General features: G+C 60.7%; 16 protein-coding genes. 1 reads left to right on the top strand and 15 read right to left on the bottom strand.

Features of this window, described 5'->3' with window-relative positions; translation table 11 throughout:
• Positions 1-30: 30 nt before the first annotated feature.
• The 12 genes from MMB92_RS11755 to cnbCb form a co-directional block, all read right to left on the bottom strand.
• Positions 31-897, bottom strand: coding sequence for an arylamine N-acetyltransferase (locus MMB92_RS11755; RefSeq protein ID WP_062886089.1), 867 nt, complete (start codon positions 895-897; stop codon positions 31-33).
• A 58-nt stretch (positions 898-955) separates the two neighbouring features.
• The gene (locus tag MMB92_RS11760; RefSeq protein WP_154817315.1) at positions 956-2,032 is read right to left on the bottom strand and encodes an AraC family transcriptional regulator; all 1,077 of its coding nucleotides are present in this window, start codon (positions 2,030-2,032) and stop codon (positions 956-958) included.
• A gap of 243 nt (positions 2,033-2,275) precedes the next feature.
• Complete coding sequence (locus MMB92_RS11765; protein WP_080465585.1) at positions 2,276-2,491, bottom strand: 2-hydroxymuconate tautomerase family protein; 216 nt, start codon at positions 2,489-2,491, stop codon at positions 2,276-2,278.
• 65 nt (positions 2,492-2,556) lie between these two features.
• The gene (locus MMB92_RS11770) at positions 2,557-4,872 is read right to left on the bottom strand and encodes a molybdopterin-dependent oxidoreductase (RefSeq protein WP_062885756.1); all 2,316 of its coding nucleotides are present in this window, start codon (positions 4,870-4,872) and stop codon (positions 2,557-2,559) included.
• Between the two features lie 27 nt (positions 4,873-4,899).
• Positions 4,900-5,937 carry a 4-hydroxy-2-oxovalerate aldolase gene (gene dmpG, locus MMB92_RS11775; RefSeq protein WP_062885757.1) on the bottom strand — a complete coding sequence of 346 codons (1,038 nt, stop codon included), beginning with the start codon at positions 5,935-5,937 and terminating at the stop codon, positions 4,900-4,902.
• Between the two features lie 10 nt (positions 5,938-5,947).
• Complete coding sequence (locus MMB92_RS11780) at positions 5,948-6,889, bottom strand: acetaldehyde dehydrogenase (acetylating) (protein WP_185733124.1); 942 nt, start codon at positions 6,887-6,889, stop codon at positions 5,948-5,950.
• 85 nt (positions 6,890-6,974) lie between these two features.
• Complete coding sequence (locus tag MMB92_RS11785) at positions 6,975-7,406, bottom strand: RidA family protein (RefSeq protein WP_034184931.1); 432 nt, start codon at positions 7,404-7,406, stop codon at positions 6,975-6,977.
• Between the two features lie 5 nt (positions 7,407-7,411).
• Positions 7,412-8,182, bottom strand: a complete 771-nt coding sequence (locus MMB92_RS11790) for a fumarylacetoacetate hydrolase family protein (RefSeq protein WP_062885758.1) — start codon at positions 8,180-8,182, stop codon at positions 7,412-7,414.
• Positions 8,183-8,191: 9 nt separating this feature from the next.
• Positions 8,192-8,977, bottom strand: coding sequence for a fumarylacetoacetate hydrolase family protein (locus MMB92_RS11795; protein ID WP_034184933.1), 786 nt, complete (start codon positions 8,975-8,977; stop codon positions 8,192-8,194).
• Positions 8,970-10,445 carry a 2-hydroxymuconic semialdehyde dehydrogenase gene (locus MMB92_RS11800; protein ID WP_062885759.1) on the bottom strand — a complete coding sequence of 492 codons (1,476 nt, stop codon included), beginning with the start codon at positions 10,443-10,445 and terminating at the stop codon, positions 8,970-8,972. Before MMB92_RS11800 ends, MMB92_RS11795 begins: the two co-directional genes overlap by 8 nt.
• 106 nt (positions 10,446-10,551) lie before the next feature.
• A complete protein-coding gene (locus MMB92_RS11805) occupies positions 10,552-11,367 on the bottom strand; it encodes a tRNA U-34 5-methylaminomethyl-2-thiouridine biosynthesis protein (RefSeq protein WP_062885760.1) in 816 nt (271 codons plus the stop codon).
• 51 nt (positions 11,368-11,418) lie between these two features.
• Entirely contained in the window at positions 11,419-12,333 is a 915-nt protein-coding gene (cnbCb, locus tag MMB92_RS11810; RefSeq protein ID WP_034184936.1) for a 2-aminophenol 1,6-dioxygenase subunit beta, read from the bottom strand.
• 760 nt (positions 12,334-13,093) lie between these two features.
• Between cnbCb and MMB92_RS11815 the strand changes: the two genes are divergently transcribed.
• The gene (locus tag MMB92_RS11815) at positions 13,094-13,624 is read left to right on the top strand and encodes a MarR family transcriptional regulator (protein WP_059795425.1); all 531 of its coding nucleotides are present in this window, start codon (positions 13,094-13,096) and stop codon (positions 13,622-13,624) included.
• A gap of 74 nt (positions 13,625-13,698) precedes the next feature.
• Here the strand turns inward: MMB92_RS11815 and MMB92_RS11820 are convergent, their stop codons facing one another.
• The 3 genes from MMB92_RS11820 to MMB92_RS11830 form a co-directional block, all read right to left on the bottom strand.
• The gene (locus MMB92_RS11820) at positions 13,699-14,097 is read right to left on the bottom strand and encodes a RidA family protein (protein ID WP_034184937.1); all 399 of its coding nucleotides are present in this window, start codon (positions 14,095-14,097) and stop codon (positions 13,699-13,701) included.
• 115 nt (positions 14,098-14,212) lie between these two features.
• The gene (locus tag MMB92_RS11825; RefSeq protein WP_161785081.1) at positions 14,213-15,148 is read right to left on the bottom strand and encodes an N-acyl homoserine lactonase family protein; all 936 of its coding nucleotides are present in this window, start codon (positions 15,146-15,148) and stop codon (positions 14,213-14,215) included.
• Between the two features lie 334 nt (positions 15,149-15,482).
• Positions 15,483-16,283, bottom strand: a complete 801-nt coding sequence (locus MMB92_RS11830; protein WP_062885761.1) for a helix-turn-helix transcriptional regulator — start codon at positions 16,281-16,283, stop codon at positions 15,483-15,485.
• Between the last annotated feature and the right edge of the window lie 58 nt (positions 16,284-16,341).

Genomic DNA, 16,341 nt, shown 5'->3' on the forward strand with positions numbered 1-16,341 from the left:
GCCGAGATGGTGTGTCGCGTTACCGCCCCTTCACGGAAGGCGTGCGAGTGCCGCGTCGAGTCCGGCGGACGCCTCGGGCAAAGTGATGCCCAATTCACCGTGAAGGACGCTGCGCAGTTCCTGGACATCCGACAGATCCCGCTTGTGCGTTCCGGTTTGCTGGTCGTGTATATGCAGCGTGCGGTTGAAAAGCCCGATACGCCTGCCCGGTGCAAGGCGCGCGCCTAGCAGGTTGCTCACGAACAGCGAGTTCGGATACGTCGACACGAAGTGATTCGACATTTCGTAGTCGACTGGGTACTGCGGGTCGAGATCGAAGCGGTACACCGGCTTCCACTGATCCTCGAGCTGGACCTGCAGCACGAAGGCCGGTAGGCCTACACGATCGGCTCCGGCCTCAAAGGGCGAATCCTGAATCCGGAATACGCCGTGCGGTGTCGTCTGTTCGAGATTCGTCTGAAGCAAGAGCGGGGCGGACAGCGTCATCCCGCCGAAGCCGACATCGGTCAGATAGCGCTCCCCGTGTATCTCGACAAGCAAGAACATGTGCGTACGCGGCGGCATGCCGAGTGACGCGTCATGGCCCCAAAGCACGCGCGCCGCGTAGCTTCGTACTGTATAACCCAGTAGTTCGAGCACGTGTCGAAAAAGCAGATTGTGCTCGAAGCAGTAACCACCCCGACCGGCCTGCACCAGCTTCCGTTGGATCGACGCAAGGTCGATTCGCACCGGTCGGCCGAGCAATACGTCGAGATTTTCGAAAGGGATTGCCTGGGGATGCAATCGATGCAGTACACGCAGCGCGTCGAGGTCGCTCCCCCCCGACTGCTCGGCCGATTGATAGCCGATACGCTTGAAGTATCCGGCGAGATCGAGGGCCCCGTGCGGTTCGGTCATTGCTTGCTCCATGTCACTTGAAAAACCGGTTCCCGTACGCGTCACAAGCATGCCCTCGTTAGCCTGCGAAAGCCTCGATCTGTTCGATCCGAGCATTGTGCCCCGCAGGCTCAAAGCGACCCGCGTCCTTCAGCGTATCCTGCGGGCGTACACCGAATCGGCGGCGATAATGCGACGTAAAGTGACCGTAATGCTCGAAGCCCCAACGCAACGCTACTTCCGTCAGACGCGTCGTCGCCGGATCGCCTGCGGTGAGTTCGGCGTGAACGGCCTTCAGACGCAGGTCACGCAAAAACGACATCGGCGACTGACCGTGCGTCTGGCGGAACGCATAAAAAAGCGCCCTCGGACTCACTCCAACGGTACGGGCAATCTGCTCCACGGAGGTCGCCTCAGCCAGATGCGCCCGCATATAGTCCTCGGCGCGCTTGACGTAGGCCGGCCTGACTGTCCTCCGTTCGCACATGTCATTCAGGTTATCCGACCAGTTGCTCGGCTGCGCGAGCAACAGCGTATCGATCAGCAGACGTTCCCACCGTTCGCAATAGGCGGGGCGCGCGAGCAAGTCGGGACACGCCGCACTTACCTGAAGAATGTAAGAGAGCGTAGCCAGCCACGCCTGGCCGGCCGGCCCGAAAAGGCACAATTTCGGTTGAAAGCGCAAACCTTGCCTGGGAAGCAATTCGATATGCTCCATGCACGCGCGCTCCAGCGCCTTCTGTTCTATACGGACGATGATTTGTTCCAACTCGGCCGAACACTGCAGCTGTATCGACTCTTGAGGCGACAGGATGGCGGCAACATCGGGACCGCCCGACACCAGCTGCTGTCCGATCGAGTAGAGCGAGGTGCCGCGCACGGGCATCTGAACCAGCGTGAAGCTTTCCAGCTCGTCACAGTCAACCTGGACTTCCGCTCCGTACTGCAGATAGAAGATGCGCAAACTGCCGATTTTGAGTGAGCGCAGCGCCGCGTCGATCTCGCCGCGACCTCCAGCAACCGACATCTCGTGCGGCTTGATTGCTTGCCCTACCAGATCGATCACGCTTTCTCGATTCATCCTGCCTTCGAAATGAACGCCAAAATGCTCGAAGGCGTCCCGCGTGCCGTTGTACAAACTCGGATAAGTGTTCATGACATCCTCAGCTTCCCGGAGACGGACGGAGAGCACCGCTTCCAGAGACTGCCCGGCCCGGATGTAGCTCAGAGAATGCAGTTCCCGACCGTCACAACCACATCAATGCATGCATAGGTACGCCCAACTAAGTACGTGTACGTCGTATTTTTCTTGGAATTTAATCACCGAAAATTTGAGTGTCAAGCCTATCGGAAACCCTTGAAGCGCCGTTCCGCATACGCTTTCGGAGCCAGGTCGACGCTATGCGTCCTTCCCTGGTTGCGAGGTTGCGGCGACCGAAGACTTCGGTACACCGCCCACACCCCAGTGTGCGGCCGGCACCACTTGCAGGATGACCCGCACCGACTCTCTCGGCGCATCCAGCGCCGTAACAGCTGCTTCGGTCAAACCAGCGATCAACGCTGTTTTTTCTGCCGTAGTCCGGCCGTCGATGAGCATGACCTGTATCAGAGGCACAGCCCTCTCCTTGATTCGATGGTTTTCGATTTGCCTTCGCGGCGGCAGGAACGACGTTCCGACGCTTACTCCGACGAAAACACGGGAAGGTCGAACGCAGTGACGCGCGGCGGCTGCGCGAACTTCTCGACCTCGATCAGCACCGTTTGCGCGACCGATCCTTGTCCCAACCGGGATGTACCCTTGTCGAGCGTCACTACGTTGGGATTTCCGTGCTTCTCGAGAGAGCAATCGGCGCTGGGGTCTTCAGGGTCGAACCATGCCCCTGTCGCAATCTGAGCGACGCCGTTCATCAAATCCCCGGTCACCCGCGCCGACGCGAGAAATGCCCCCCGATCGTTATGGACGCGGACGATATCGCCGTCTTCGATACCCCGCTCGGCGGCGTCTCGCGGCGAGAGGCTCAACACCTCTCTGCCATTGCGCTTGAACTGAACACTGACCGGGCTGGGATCGAGCTGGCTATGCAGCTTGCCGGCGGGCTGATTCGATAGCAGATGCAGCGGGAATCTTGCAGCCTTTTCGCCTCCGAGCCATTCGGCCGGTTCCAGCCATGTCGGGTGCGGAGGACAATCGTCATACCCGTATTCCGCTATCCGCTGCGAAAAGAGTTCGATCTTTCCGGAAGGCGTCTTGAGGCGATGTGCGGCGGGATCGGCGCGGAAATCGGCCAATAGCGCCGGCTCCAGATACTCGTCGCTGGATGGGAATTCATACGACCCTTGCTCCCAGAACGAATCGAAATCCGGCGGCGCATAGCCCAAACCGATCGCGCGTTCGCGAGCTTGAGCATACATGTGGCGCAGCCACTCCATCTCGTTACGTCCTTCGGTATAAGCGTCCCCGAAGCCCATCCGTTCCGACAGCTCCGCAAATACATCGAAATCGTTCCGCGACTGTGCGACGGGCGGAATCACCTGATGCATCGCGATCCAGTGACGCTGCAATTCCGTCGCAAGGATGTCGTTGCGCTCCATGGTTGTCGTCGCCGGCAAGACGACATCGGCATATCTTGCCGGCGGGTTCCACCACGGTTCATGCACGACCACGAAGTCCGGCCGGCGCCAGGCCCGCACGAACCGGTTGAGATTCGTGTTGTGATGGAACGGGTTGCCGCCAACCGAATAGATCAGCTTGATATCTGGCATCCGGATCGTCGACCCGTCGTATTCGAGCTCGGAGCCGGGCTCGAGCAGCATGTCCGCCACGCGTCCAACCGGTACGTAAGCGCGCACGGGATTGGGGCCAAGAGGAAACGTCGGACGCGGAATGTCCCGAGGCCGGCGCACGGCAATCCCCGCAACGGCGCCAATGCCGAAGCTGAATCCGCAACCCGGCTCGCCGATCTGCCCCAGCAGACTGGCCAGCGCGATCGTCATCCATACCGGTTGCTCGCCATGATCGGCGCGCTGGACCGACCAAGCTGTCGCAATCAGCGTTTTATGCGTCGCCATCCTGCGAGCAAGATCGCGAATGGTGTCCGCTGGCACGCCGCAAATGCGCGATGCCCATGTCGCATCCTTTGGCACACCGTCCGTTTCGCCCAGCAGATAACGCGTGAACGGTTCGAACCCCTCGCAGTAGACATCGAGGAATCGCTTGTCATGCAGATTCTCGCTCACCAGCACATGCGCAAGCCCCAGCATCATCGCCGTATCGGTGTTCGGAACGATCGGGAGCCAGTCTGCCTTCAGCAGTTCTGACACGTTGTCGCGGGCCGGGCTGATGTTGACGAACCCGACGTTCGAGCGCGCGATGCGCGCGATCCACTGCTCGGCCTCATGGACCGCGGCACCACCTGCGTCGATCTGCATGTTCTTGACATGGGCGCCACCGAACATGACGACGAGTTCGGTATGTTCGGCAATATGCACCCACGGGACAGCCATCGACGTGACGTCGGACGAACCGATCACATACGGCGCGATGTGCATCGCCGCGCCAAAGCTGTGGTTGCCCCGTTTGTCGACGTAGCCGCCGAACAGGCCCAGGAATCGCTTCAGAACGCTGGGGGAATGGTGCAACCGCCCTGCGCTAGCCCAACCGTAGGAGCCGCCGTAGATCGCTTCGTTGCCGAACTCGGACTTGACTCTGCGCAGCCCGTCTTCGACCAGATCCATCGCGACGTCCCACGTGACCGGAACGAACGGTTCCGCGCCACGCCCCGCGCGAGACGCCTCCCGGCTCTTCAAATACCCGGCGCGGACGTATGGCTGCTCGATGCGCAGCGGGCTGCGCACCATCTGCGGCAGTGCCTGGATCAGAGCAGGTGGGCCCGGATCCTCATTGAACGCAGTCACGCCCGAGATTTCACCGTCCTTCAGGTGAACGTCATAGACGCCCCAGTGCGACGCAGTCTGAATCCGCTTCGAATCGCTCATTTTCCGACTTCCGAGAGTAAGGCTGGGTCAGCGATCGGTTGCGGCCGCTGAATGGGATTGTGCATTCTGAAGATCGAGCGCGACGTCGACGATCATGTCCTCCTGGCCGCCGACCATCTTGCGGCGCCCGAGCTCGACGAGAATGTCCACCGTCTTCAGATCGTAGCGGGCTGCGGCAGCTTCCGCGTGGCGCAGAAAGCTCGAGTACACGCCGGCATAGCCCAACGCGAGCGTTTCGCGATCGACGCGCACCGGCCGGTCTTGCAACGGACGGACGATATCGTCCGCGGCGTCCATGAGCTTGTACAGATCACAACCGTGGTTCCAGCCCATACGTTCCGCTGCGGCGATGAATACCTCCAGTGGTGCATTACCTGCACCGGCGCCCATTCCCGCCAGGCTGGCATCGATACGGTCGCACCCTTCCTCCACGGCAACGATGGAGTTTGCTACACCCAGACTGAGATTGTGGTGGGCGTGTATGCCGGTTTGCGTCTCCGGTTTCAGCACATCCTTGAACGCGCGGAAGCGATCGCGTACATCGTTCATGCTCAAGGCGCCGCCCGAATCGACCACATACACGCACGAAGCGCCATAGCTCTCCATGAGCTTCGCCTGCTCCGCGAGCTTTTGCGGTGTGTTCATGTGGCTCATCATCAGGAACCCCACCGCGTCCATCCCCAAATTGCGGGCAAATTCGATGTGCTGCTTCGAGACGTCGGCTTCGGTGCAGTGCGTGGCGACGCGTACCACGCGAGCGCCTGCGTCATAGGCATTGCGCAAGTCGTGCACGGTGCCGACACCGGGAATCAGCAACGTCGCGACCTTCGCGTGCTTGACCGTATCGGCCACGGCTTCGATCCACTCGACGTCGGTATGTGCGCCAAAGCCGTAGTTGAAACTGGAACCGGACAAGCCGTCGCCGTGGGCGACTTCGAGACTATCGACGCGGGCCTCGTCCAACGCCTGCGCAATTTCTCGAACGTTCTTGATGCTGTACTGATGACGAATGGCATGGCTGCCATCGCGCAGCGTGACGTCGGAAATGTAAAGCTTCTTGCTCATGATGCGGTCCTCAGGTGGCTTCTACCAGGCGCGTCTGCGCGAAACGCTCGGCACACGCAAGCGCGGCGGAGGTCATGATGTCGAGATTGCCCGCATAAGCAGGAAGGTAGTGTGCAGCGCCTTCGACTTCCAGAAAGACCGTGGTCTTCAAGCCCGACAGCTTTCCGAGGCCCGGCACGTTCAACGGGTTCGCCGCGGAGATTTCCTCGAACTGCACACGCTGCTTCAGCCGGTATCCGGGCACATAGCCCTGCACGGATTCCACCATCTCGGCGATGCTTTTCTCGATGGCCTTCGTATCCGCCATTTCCGACAGCGTGAACACGGTGTCGCGCATGATGAGCGGCGGCTCGGCCGGGTTGAGGATGATGATGGCCTTGCCGCGCGCGGCGCCGCCGATCACCTCGATCGCCTTCGACGTGGTCTCGGTGAACTCGTCGATGTTCGCCCGCGTGCCGGGGCCGGCCGACTTGCTCGAGATCGATGCAATGATTTCGCCGTAATGCACCTTCGCCACGCGCGAAACGGCCTTCACCATCGGAATGGTGGCCTGCCCGCCGCACGTCACCATGTTGATGTTCGGCGAATCGAGATGCTCGTCGATATTGATCGCCGGAATCACGTACGGGCCGATCGCGGCCGGCGTGAGGTCGATCACCTGAACGCCCTTTGCCTGAAGCAGTTCGTTGTGACGCTTGTGCGCACCTGCCGACGTCGCGTCGAACACGATGCGGATATCGCCGAAATTGGGCATCGCGAGGAGGCCGTCGATGCCTCCGGCCGTCACCGGTACATCGAGACGCGCCGCGCGCGCCAGGCCGTCCGATTGTGGATCGATGCCGACCATGGCACCCATTTTCAGGGACTTGCCATGACGCAGGATCTTGATCATCAAGTCGGTGCCGATGTTGCCCGACCCGATGATCGCCGCTAGAACGCGATTCGCTGACACGATATTCTTCCTTTCGCTTGTGGGAAGTACCACGGACGCGGCGCCATGCCGGCCGCCGCGCACGTCGTGGAGTCCCCCCTTCACTTCAACTGATTGGCTTGTATGCCACGACCTTCATTTCGATGACGAGATGAGGATGCGGCAGCTGATGCACGGCCACGGTCGTGCGCGTCGGCCCTTCCACATCGAAGAATTCCGAGTAGACCTGGTTGTACAGCGGGAAGTCGTTCATGTTGACCAGATAGCTGCACGCCTCGACCACATCCTTCAGGTCGGCGCCGGCGCTGTGGAGGATGTCGCGAATGTTCTGAATGACCTCTCGCGTCTGTACCTCGATATCCGGTCGTGCTCTGCCCGACGCATCGAGTTCCGCTCCGGCAATGGTGTTGTCGGCGCGCCGGGAACTCGTGCCCGATACGAACAGGAAATCCCCTGCACGCTTGATGTGCGGATACGCCCCGAGCGGCCGGGCTTTGCCCTCCACGACCGCCGCGTGCTTTTGTACTGTCTCTGTCATACGGTTCACTCCTCGCGCCGGACGTTGAACACCACCTTGCCCAGGTTCTGAAACTCGCAGCTCACCGCCACGCCTGGGCGCAACGCGACAGCTGCAGTTGCCGCCCCTGCCAGAACGAGACTTCCTGCTTCGAGCGCCTCGCCTTGCTGCGCCGCCAGGCGCGCGGCAGCGACCAATCCACGAATCGGCGCGCCGAGGATGGCAGCAGTAGTCCCCATTTCCACGGGGCGACCATCGAAGGACATCACCAGCCCCAGGTTGCTCACATCGGTGTCCCGTGCGTGCCACTGACCCACCACGAAGCCGGACGACGAAGCGTTGTCGGCCACGACATCGGGCAGCGAGAACTTGAAGTCGCGGTAGCGCGAATCGATCACTTCGAGCGCGGGCGCCACCGCCTCTACTGCGGCGAGAGCCTGCAGCGGCGTAACCTTGCCTTCGAGCCGCTTGCCCAGCAGAAAGCACACTTCCGGCTCGACTCGCGGATGAACGTAGTCCGACAGTGCGATGCTGCCGCCTTCCTCGACCCACATGTCGGATGTGAGCCGGCCCCAAATCAGATCGGAGACGCCCATCTGCGCCATCTTGGCCCGGCTCGTGAACCCCATCTTCATGCCGATCTGGTTCGCTCCACGCGCCAGACGATGGCCTGTCAGCGCCCGCTGCACGGCATAGGCTTCTTCAAGCGTCACGGCGTCGTCACCGGTCAATTGCGGCGTGGCCTGTCCGCTCACTGCAGCATCGTCGAGACGCTTGGCAATACGTTGAATTTTCATGAAATCTCCTCAACCGGCCTCGGCAAAGCGCGCACGTACGCTACCGAGACCCTGGATGCGCGCCTCGATGACGTCACCGGGGGAAACCGTGACAAGCGGCCCGAGGGCGCCGGTCAGCACCACGTCGCCGGCGCGTAGCGGCGTCCCCATGTCGACGAGGGTCCGCGCAAGCCACAGCGCTGCGTTCAGCGGATGACCGAGACACGCGGCACCCACGCCGAGCGACACGGCGTCCCCCTTGCGCTCCATGATCATGCCGGCCAGCCGCAGGTCCAGTTCGGCGAGCTTGACCGGACGCTGCCCCAGCACGTAGAGGCCCGCGGATGCATTGTCCGCAATGGTGTCGAGAATATTGATGTCCCAGTTCGCGATGCGGCTTCCGACCACTTCGATGGCCGGTAGCACGTAAGCGGTCGCCGCCAGGAGCTCGGTCATGACGATGTGTTCGCCGTCGAGATCGCGCTCGAGCACCAGCGCCACCTCGGCCTCGCACTTCGGCTGCATCAGCCGGGACCAGGCCATCTCCTCGTTGTCGTTGACCGCCATCGAGTCGAACAGCGTTCCGAAGTCGGGCTGATCGACGCCCAGTTGCTTCTGCACGGCGAGCGAAGTCAGTCCGATCTTGCGGCCGGTCACCCGGCGCCCTTCGCGTACCTGACGCTGCGTATTCAGGTCTTGTGCCGCGTACGCCTCCGCGACGCCGCCGGTGAAGTGCTCACGCACCGGCGCAATCGGCTGCCCCGTTCTGGCCGCCCGGTCGAGCAGGTCGGCCACGTGTTGGACTCGTTCAGACATGCTCGATCTCCTCGTCAACGCGCACGCAAACGTTGGTCAACTCCGAATAGAAATTGAGCGAATGCATCCCGCCCTCGCGTCCGATACCGGACAGGCCCGCCCCGCCAAACGGTGTGCGCAGGTCGCGCAGGAACCAGGTATTGACCCAGCTGATACCCACGCGCATCGACTCGCTCACACGATGCGCACGGCTCAGGTTCGACGTCCAGATCGTCGCGGCCAGGCCGTACCGCGTATCGTTGGCGCGGGCGATCACTTCGCGCTCGCTGTCGAACGGTGCAACATGGCAGATCGGCCCGAAGATTTCCTCGCGCACCGATCGCGCATCGTCCGGCAGGCCGGTGATCACCGTCGGCTCCACCCACGCGCCATCGTCACGCTCATCGCCGAAACGTAGCGCTTTGCCGCCGGTCAGGAAGGTTGCCCCTTCGTCGCGCGCCAGGCCGAAGTAGCTCATCACCTTGTCGCGATGCTTGGCCGAAATGAGCGGCCCCATGTGCGTATTCGGGTCGTTGGGCCAGTCGATCTTCATCGCTTTGATCCGCTCGACCAACGCTGTGCAGAATCGATCAAAGAGCGGCCGCTCGACATACACGCGTTCCGAACACAGGCACACCTGGCCGCTATTGAGGAATAGCGCACGCATCATGCCGTCGAGCATCTTGTCGAAATCGCAGTCGGCGAAAATGATCGCCGCATTCTTGCCGCCAAGCTCGAACGAGACCGGCTTCACCCCCTCTGCCGCTGCACGCATGATCGTCGTACCCGTGCGCGACTCCCCGGTAAATGTGATGGCGCTGATGTCCTCATGACGCGAGATGAACTCGCCGGCGGAGTCCGGCCCGAAACCGTGGACCAGGTTGAACACGCCGGGCGGTACGCCGGCGGCTTCCATGACCTCGGCGAGCAACGTTGCGCTGCCCGGCGTTTCCTCGGAAGGCTTCACCACCACGGCGTTACCGCATGCCAGCGCCGGCGCGACCTTCCAGGTCAGCAACAGCAGCGGCAAGTTCCACGGGGAAATCACGCCCACGACGCCCAATGGCTTACGCGCAGCGTAGTTGAGCGCGTAGCCGCCATCGGCGAGATCCAGCCGATGGCTGTCGAGCGGCGCGGTGGCGAGCATATCGGCGAATGCGCGGAAGTTCGCGATGCCCCGCGGGATATCGATGCTCGACGCCATCGCAAGGGGCTTGCCGGTATCCGCCATCTCGGCGGCAAGGAAATCGTCCTGGCGGCGTTCCATCTCGTCGGCGATACGGCGCAGCATGGCGACCCGCTCCACCGTTCCGGTGCGCCCCCACTCGCCCGCGACTGCCCGGTGCCCGGCCTTGACCGCCTGATCCACCAGATCCCGGCTTGCCTCATGGACTATCGCAACCAGAGAACCGTCGACAGGGCTGATATCTTCGAACGTCCGCGTGCTTTCGACCCATCGGCCATCTACAAAATTTCGATAGTGCTTCATCCGTTTTACCTTGATTACGCCGACTCGCGACTTTCGCCGCGCATGTCGAACTGTTTAGCTTCCGGTTCGGACGGGGCCGAACGGGCATCCCCGTTCGGCCCCGGCATCAGATCCGGAATTCAATGACCGCAGCACCGCTCCCATACAGCGGGCCGTAGTGGTGAACCTTGGCGCCCGCGAAACTGCCGCCGAGCGCACCGAGCACCCAACTGAAGTGCTTGCCGCCCATGTCGACGCGCGCGCCTTTCGCGTAGGCGGGGAACAGCTCGCGAATCGAGTCGGAATCTCCCGCTTCAAACAGCGCCAGCATCCGCCGGTTCCACTCGTCTTCCTCCGGCTTGACGATGTGATCGGTACTGGGATCGATATCCTTGGTGAAAACGCTTCCGGACAGTCCTCCCACACCAACGACGGCGACCTTCTTCCCCTGCTGCTGGGCACTGGAGACCGCGATAGACGCCAGCTTTGCCGTCGCTTCGCCGTTGTCGTAGAGATTGTTGGACGCCACCACCAGCGGCAGATCCTCTCCTCCGATCCCCAAGCCACTGCTGGCGACGATCGTGCCCGTGTCGATCGGGAAATTCTGGTAATCCGCGCCGCGCGCGTTGATACCCTGGTTCTGGCAAGACTGAATGCACAGCGTCGCCAGATCCACATCGCTATAGAGGTCGTACTGCAACTCCCCGAACTCGTGCCAGTTCTCGTCGACGTGTACGTCCTGGCTGCGCCGTCGGGTCAGCCAGATTTCGTCGAGCACGGCAAACCATTGTGTCGAGTACACCAGCACGACATCGGGTTTGGACGCTTTCAGTGCTGTGCCGGCCTGTTGCATGGCCTGCTTGAATTGGTGCCATCCCGGTACGTCGGGACGAAGCTCGGGCAGAGGACTACCGGGAACAATGAACGCGGAAACAATAGACATGATGTTCACACTCTAGAAAGGGACCAGGGAAGCTCGTTTTCGCGCCTGCCATCAGGACAACGTAGCTTCGTGCGCAAGACCGGCTTTGACGAGGTTCCACTCCATCACGGCATTGCCCGTGCCGATGACGGTGCCGTAACCATGCAACTCCGCAGCCAGTTCCGGGTATTGCATCGCCGCATGCATCCAGGTAAACGCCCCGGACTTGACTTCAGCGAATGCCTCGTCGATGAATTGCGGCAGCAGGCGGAACACCTCCTTCATTTCCCCGCGACGCATCAAATCGATCATGCGCATGTCCCATTGATAGCCGGCGTGGCTGAACGGGTGCTCCTGGCTCATGTCTTCCGGCGGAACCGGCTCTTGGTGAAAGTGCCAGTGCGACAGCGTATTGGACGCCAACAGGACCGCGCGCTTGCCCGACTTGATGATCGCTTCACGCGTCGCCTGCCCCAGCAAATCCATCTCGGCCAAACCTTCCTTCATGCTCAGGTAGTAAGGCGTGTTGTTTGCCGAGATACCGACCACCGGAATGTCCCATTGGGGGCGGATCATGTGGAGCGTGGTGATGGTTCCATAGTCCACACGGAAGCGCGGATTGCGCATCATCTTCGTTTCGAGGCCGAGCTTTCGGCCTTCTTCGCAACACGCCTCCGCCAGTTCGACGTCCACGTTCAGTGAATATTCGAAGCGGAACAGGTTCGGAAAGATCGGATCGACCGATCGTCCCGACAGGTGCTCGACGCCGAGAAAATGGTGCCCCACCGATGTGATCCAGTGCGGCGAGTGAACCAGCAATACGTCCGGCTTCAGCTCGTCCAGACTCTTGCGCGCTCGCTCGTATGCCCAGCGCAACTGCTCCCAGCCGCCCGACGATTTGGGTTCGTTCTGGGGAGGGTTCTCCGCATAGAGCATGTGCGGAGGATGGGGGGCCAGCAAACCGCTGACGATTTCTCCGGTGGCCATACTTTCTCTCCTACCTTTCTGGAAGTGGAACGTTCACGTTGATCACGGCCGCCGCCCTTCGGCTTCTTTCGTTGACGTCATCCTTCGAATCGGACGCTCGCCCATGACCGGTTTATGGTTTGAAAACCGCTTACCCGTCTTGCACCTTCTCCGCTACCGCCGCCTTTCTCTCGAATCACAAATGTACGTATACGTACTTTGTTGATTCGATAATAGGAGCCGTACCGCCATGGTGTCAAGGGTTCAAATTTGCATACGACGTAGGTACAAACCCTGCCGACGGCCCATCCATCCAGTCGGTTCGATAATGATGGGGCCCGCTCATGAGAACGAGGGTATTCCTGCACTTTTAAAGGGCATTGCGCGCACCGTGCGAGCCTGCCAGGGGCCCACGATGAAGCAATGGACATGATCGCCGTTTTTGCCGCACCACAATGAACCACCGCAACATGTCGTTGATCCAATATAATACGTGTGCGTACGTTATGGGTGTATTCTTGAGTGTCGGAGAACCGCTGACGTGTCGATGAGCGACGCCGCCGCCATCGACCCGCGCGCAGCCGAAATAGCTCCTCCTGTGCACGGTGGCCAGTCGTGCGCCGGCTCCCGATCGCAGTCCCATGCCAGTTGAACCGCGCAGCCGAACCGTCGATAATGGCAACTGTTCCCTTTCACCGTATTCGTGTTCCTTTCACTTCGTCTCACGCTTGGAGCCCGATTACCCGAACGACCTCTTTCTCATTCGACTGTCTTCTTTCCTATGCCTTCACCCAAGAAGAACGACAAACCCGCAAAGAACAAGTCGGCGGATTCCAGCTCGATCGGCCTGTCAAAGGAAGCACAACATGCTCTGGATCACTTCCGCCTGGAAGAGGTCGCCTCTCACCTGCTGAGGCGAGCGCACTTCATTGCAGAAGACATATTCAGCCGGGAATTCGCGTCCGAATCGCTGACGCCGCGGCAAAAGGCCGCCCTCGTGGTGGTCGCTCAACACCCCGGTCTGAAGCAAAGCGAGTTGGCCGATCAGTTGCACATGGACCGAAACACGATCGCGGAGATGGTGAAAAGACTGTGTGCGAATGAGATGCTCGTCCGGAGTCCTTCGGAAGACGACCAGCGAGCGTATCGCCTGTACATCGCCAAAAATGGCATCGAGACGCTAAACCGTGTGCTGCCGCGAGACGCCGGAGTCGAGAAAAAGCTGCTTGATAAATTGCCGGAAGAGTACCGGCCGCTTTTTGTGAAGTGCCTGAAACTGATCGTCGAATCGGAGCACGAAGCGGGTTTGTAACCGCAGTCCTTGCACGCATCGGAAATCGGGGCACGCTGGACGCGCTCCCGATGCATCTCTCACGACGACGGCGCTCAACTCCGCCGCTCCCCCGGCAAGAGCTGAAATTCGATCTCCACGGCAGCCCCAAGCGGCAATCCGCTGACAGTCACAAACGTTCTGGCGGGCGGCTCGACCTGTTCGAACGCTTCCTCCCACGCTTCATTCACCGCTGCGGCCTCTGCCGTGTTCGCACAGAACACCCGCGCCACGACGAGGTCCGAAAGCGCCCAGCCCTGTTCATCGCATAGCCGCTTCAGGTTTCGGAGAATTTGCGCCGTCTGCCCATATGCCCCGCCGTCAGCGAGACTGCCGGTCGACGGGTCCAGCCCAACGAGGCCAGAGACAAAAACAAAAGGGCCGACCCGCACGACGGGGCTATAACGAAAACGTGGCGTTGGCAGAACGTTCGACGAAACAATTTCGCGATGCATGGTTACCCTGAAAGTTTGCAGGTTTTGGATTCGATCATCTGCCGAGGCCGCGATGTCAGCACCGGCAGGCGGACGGGTTTCCGAGTGCCACGCCCCGTCCGCGAAACGCACCGGGTCAGATACTGATGATCTTTGACGCGGTTACATCGGGGCGCCGCGACGTATCCCCTTCTTTCAGGTTGACCTCGGCAATCTGATTCCCGTTCGGCGGTGCTTCCCAAGAAGAGTGGCGGTTCCAGACCTCCGGATCGTGACCGGGGATGACTCGCTCCGTCTTCTGCTTGAGTAGTTCGCGCATCTGGCGGTACACGTGAATCTGATTGAACGCGTTACCCTGGTGATAGCCGGGCGGCCACATGCGGTCGATATTCGAGTACCAGTAGACAATGTCACCGGCAGCAACAAATGGGCCGTTACGTGTATTCACTTCGAACCACTGCGAGCCGAACGTATGACTGTCCTTGGCGAGGCGGGCCGTGATGCCCGGCAAGACCTCTTCGTCGCCGCGGATGAACTTGATCCGACCTTCCGAAACGCCCTGCGCCGCACGGATCAGATCCATCGGATCGAACGAGGAGAAAACCCACGCCTTCTCTTCCTCGGTTTCGTGCTGATGGACTGCACAGACCGCCTGTGACCAGCCCAGATACTCGTCGAGCTGCACATACAGCTTTGCGTTCGGGAAGGCTTCGAAATTTCCCATATGGTCGAAGTGCATGTGCGTCACCAGGATCGTATCGACGTCCTCCGGCGCAAAACCGATGCGTCCCAATACATCTCGCGGCTCTTCCCAGCTGGAAAACGGGTAGCGCGTCAGCCAATGGTCATTGCGAAATCCGCAGTCGACGAGCGCAACATGCTGCTTGCCGCCGACCTCGCCCCCGACCAGCAATGTGTAGATCATGGGAATCCGGATGGTGCCGGCGTTGCTGTAGATGCCGGCGCCGCCGAAAAAGTCCTGCGGCATATCTGCCTGGCAATATGCGAGCGCCCAGATCGAGTAATCCGTGTCTCGCATAGGTTGGGAGCCGATGATGGATGGGGCGCTCACGTGAGTCTCCTGACATGAATGATGCATTTGAAATTTCGCATACCGAATTAAACTGGCTATTGGACGACGCCCTGAACGGAACCATGTCGCCCGACAAGAACCGCTTGCAGAGCAGGCGTAGCGCTCCAAAACCTTACGGATCCGTATGGGGCCGCGGGAACGTCAAGACGCTCGGTTCCGTCCATCAGCGCAGGCAGCTGCGTCGGCACAAAATACGTACACGTACTTTATGTGAATCGATCTTAGTTGCGCCGCCGAACCGCTGTCAAGGAATACAAAAATACCGACCTGTAGGTGAAAACCCGCTCATTCGTTGGATGCAGAGCGCGGATGCCTACGGGGCTTCGGGGTCGCGGTTGCGCAGGCTGGCGAAATACTGGGTTGGCGACTTGCCCAGCGCCTTTTTGAACATGGTGATAAACGCCGTCACCGAGTCGTAGCCCAGAAGTCCCGCCACCTGCTGGACCGACGTCCCGTCGGCCAGTTGCCGAAGGGCGACGATGAGATGCAGTTGCTGGCGCCAGCGTCCAAACGTCAAGCCCGTCTCGCGAACCACGAGCCGGGCCAGGGTTCTGTCGCTCATCGCAAGTCGGGCAGCCCACTGGGAAAGCGTTGTGCGATCAGATGGGTCCGCAGAGAGGGTTTCCAGCACGCGTCTGATGGCCGGCGCCTGCGAAATCGGCAGATGCAATTGCTGGACAGGTGCCTCTGCCAGTTGGTCCAGCAATACGGCCACCACTTTTTCAGTTTTGCTTCCACGCTGGTAAGCCGGTTCTCCGCGAGCCAGGTGGCGAATCAGTTCACGCAACAGCGGTGTGATGGCCAGCGTGCAGCAGTAATCCGGCATCCGGACAGCGCCTGGCTCGATGAAGAGGAAGTAAAGCTGAGCATCGGGCGATGCGCGACTGCTATGGGGTGTTCCCCCAGGGATCCAGACCGCATGCTGAGGCGGCACGAACCACAAAGCCTGCGGGACTTCGCAGGTCGCCCAGCCCTGGATCATCAGGATCAGCTGTCCCTTGCGATGGCTGTGTTGAGGATGCTCGGATTGTTCCCCTTCCAAGTGCACCCGTATCGCGACCGCGGGCTGCTTGAAATCGTCTGAGTTGAACTGCTCGGGGGAGGTGACTCGCATCCTGGATGGCATTGTCACATTTTAGAGATCATTGGTCACGTCTTCTATATTAGTTCGT

The sequence above is a fragment of the Burkholderia sp. IO2 genome (assembly GCF_029522185.1).
In the GTDB taxonomy this organism is placed as follows: Bacteria; Pseudomonadota; Gammaproteobacteria; order Burkholderiales; family Burkholderiaceae; genus Burkholderia; species Burkholderia cenocepacia.

Coding starts and splice junctions, on each gene's coding strand:
- MMB92_RS11800 (WP_062885759.1), bottom strand. CDS start 10,445: ATGAAGCACTATCGAAATTTTGTAGATGGCCGATGGGTCGAAAGCACG.
- dmpG (WP_062885757.1), bottom strand. CDS start 5,937: ATGAGCAAGAAGCTTTACATTTCCGACGTCACGCTGCGCGATGGCAGC.
- MMB92_RS11795 (WP_034184933.1), bottom strand. CDS start 8,977: ATGTCTGAACGAGTCCAACACGTGGCCGACCTGCTCGACCGGGCGGCC.
- MMB92_RS11805 (WP_062885760.1), bottom strand. CDS start 11,367: ATGTCTATTGTTTCCGCGTTCATTGTTCCCGGTAGTCCTCTGCCCGAG.
- MMB92_RS11770 (WP_062885756.1), bottom strand. CDS start 4,872: ATGAGCGATTCGAAGCGGATTCAGACTGCGTCGCACTGGGGCGTCTAT.
- cnbCb (WP_034184936.1), bottom strand. CDS start 12,333: ATGGCCACCGGAGAAATCGTCAGCGGTTTGCTGGCCCCCCATCCTCCG.
- MMB92_RS11755 (WP_062886089.1), bottom strand. CDS start 897: ATGACCGAACCGCACGGGGCCCTCGATCTCGCCGGATACTTCAAGCGT.
- MMB92_RS11785 (WP_034184931.1), bottom strand. CDS start 7,406: ATGACAGAGACAGTACAAAAGCACGCGGCGGTCGTGGAGGGCAAAGCC.
- MMB92_RS11790 (WP_062885758.1), bottom strand. CDS start 8,182: ATGAAAATTCAACGTATTGCCAAGCGTCTCGACGATGCTGCAGTGAGC.
- MMB92_RS11815 (WP_059795425.1), top strand. CDS start 13,094: ATGCCTTCACCCAAGAAGAACGACAAACCCGCAAAGAACAAGTCGGCG.
- MMB92_RS11820 (WP_034184937.1), bottom strand. CDS start 14,097: ATGCATCGCGAAATTGTTTCGTCGAACGTTCTGCCAACGCCACGTTTT.
- MMB92_RS11830 (WP_062885761.1), bottom strand. CDS start 16,283: ATGCGAGTCACCTCCCCCGAGCAGTTCAACTCAGACGATTTCAAGCAG.
- MMB92_RS11760 (WP_154817315.1), bottom strand. CDS start 2,032: ATGAACACTTATCCGAGTTTGTACAACGGCACGCGGGACGCCTTCGAG.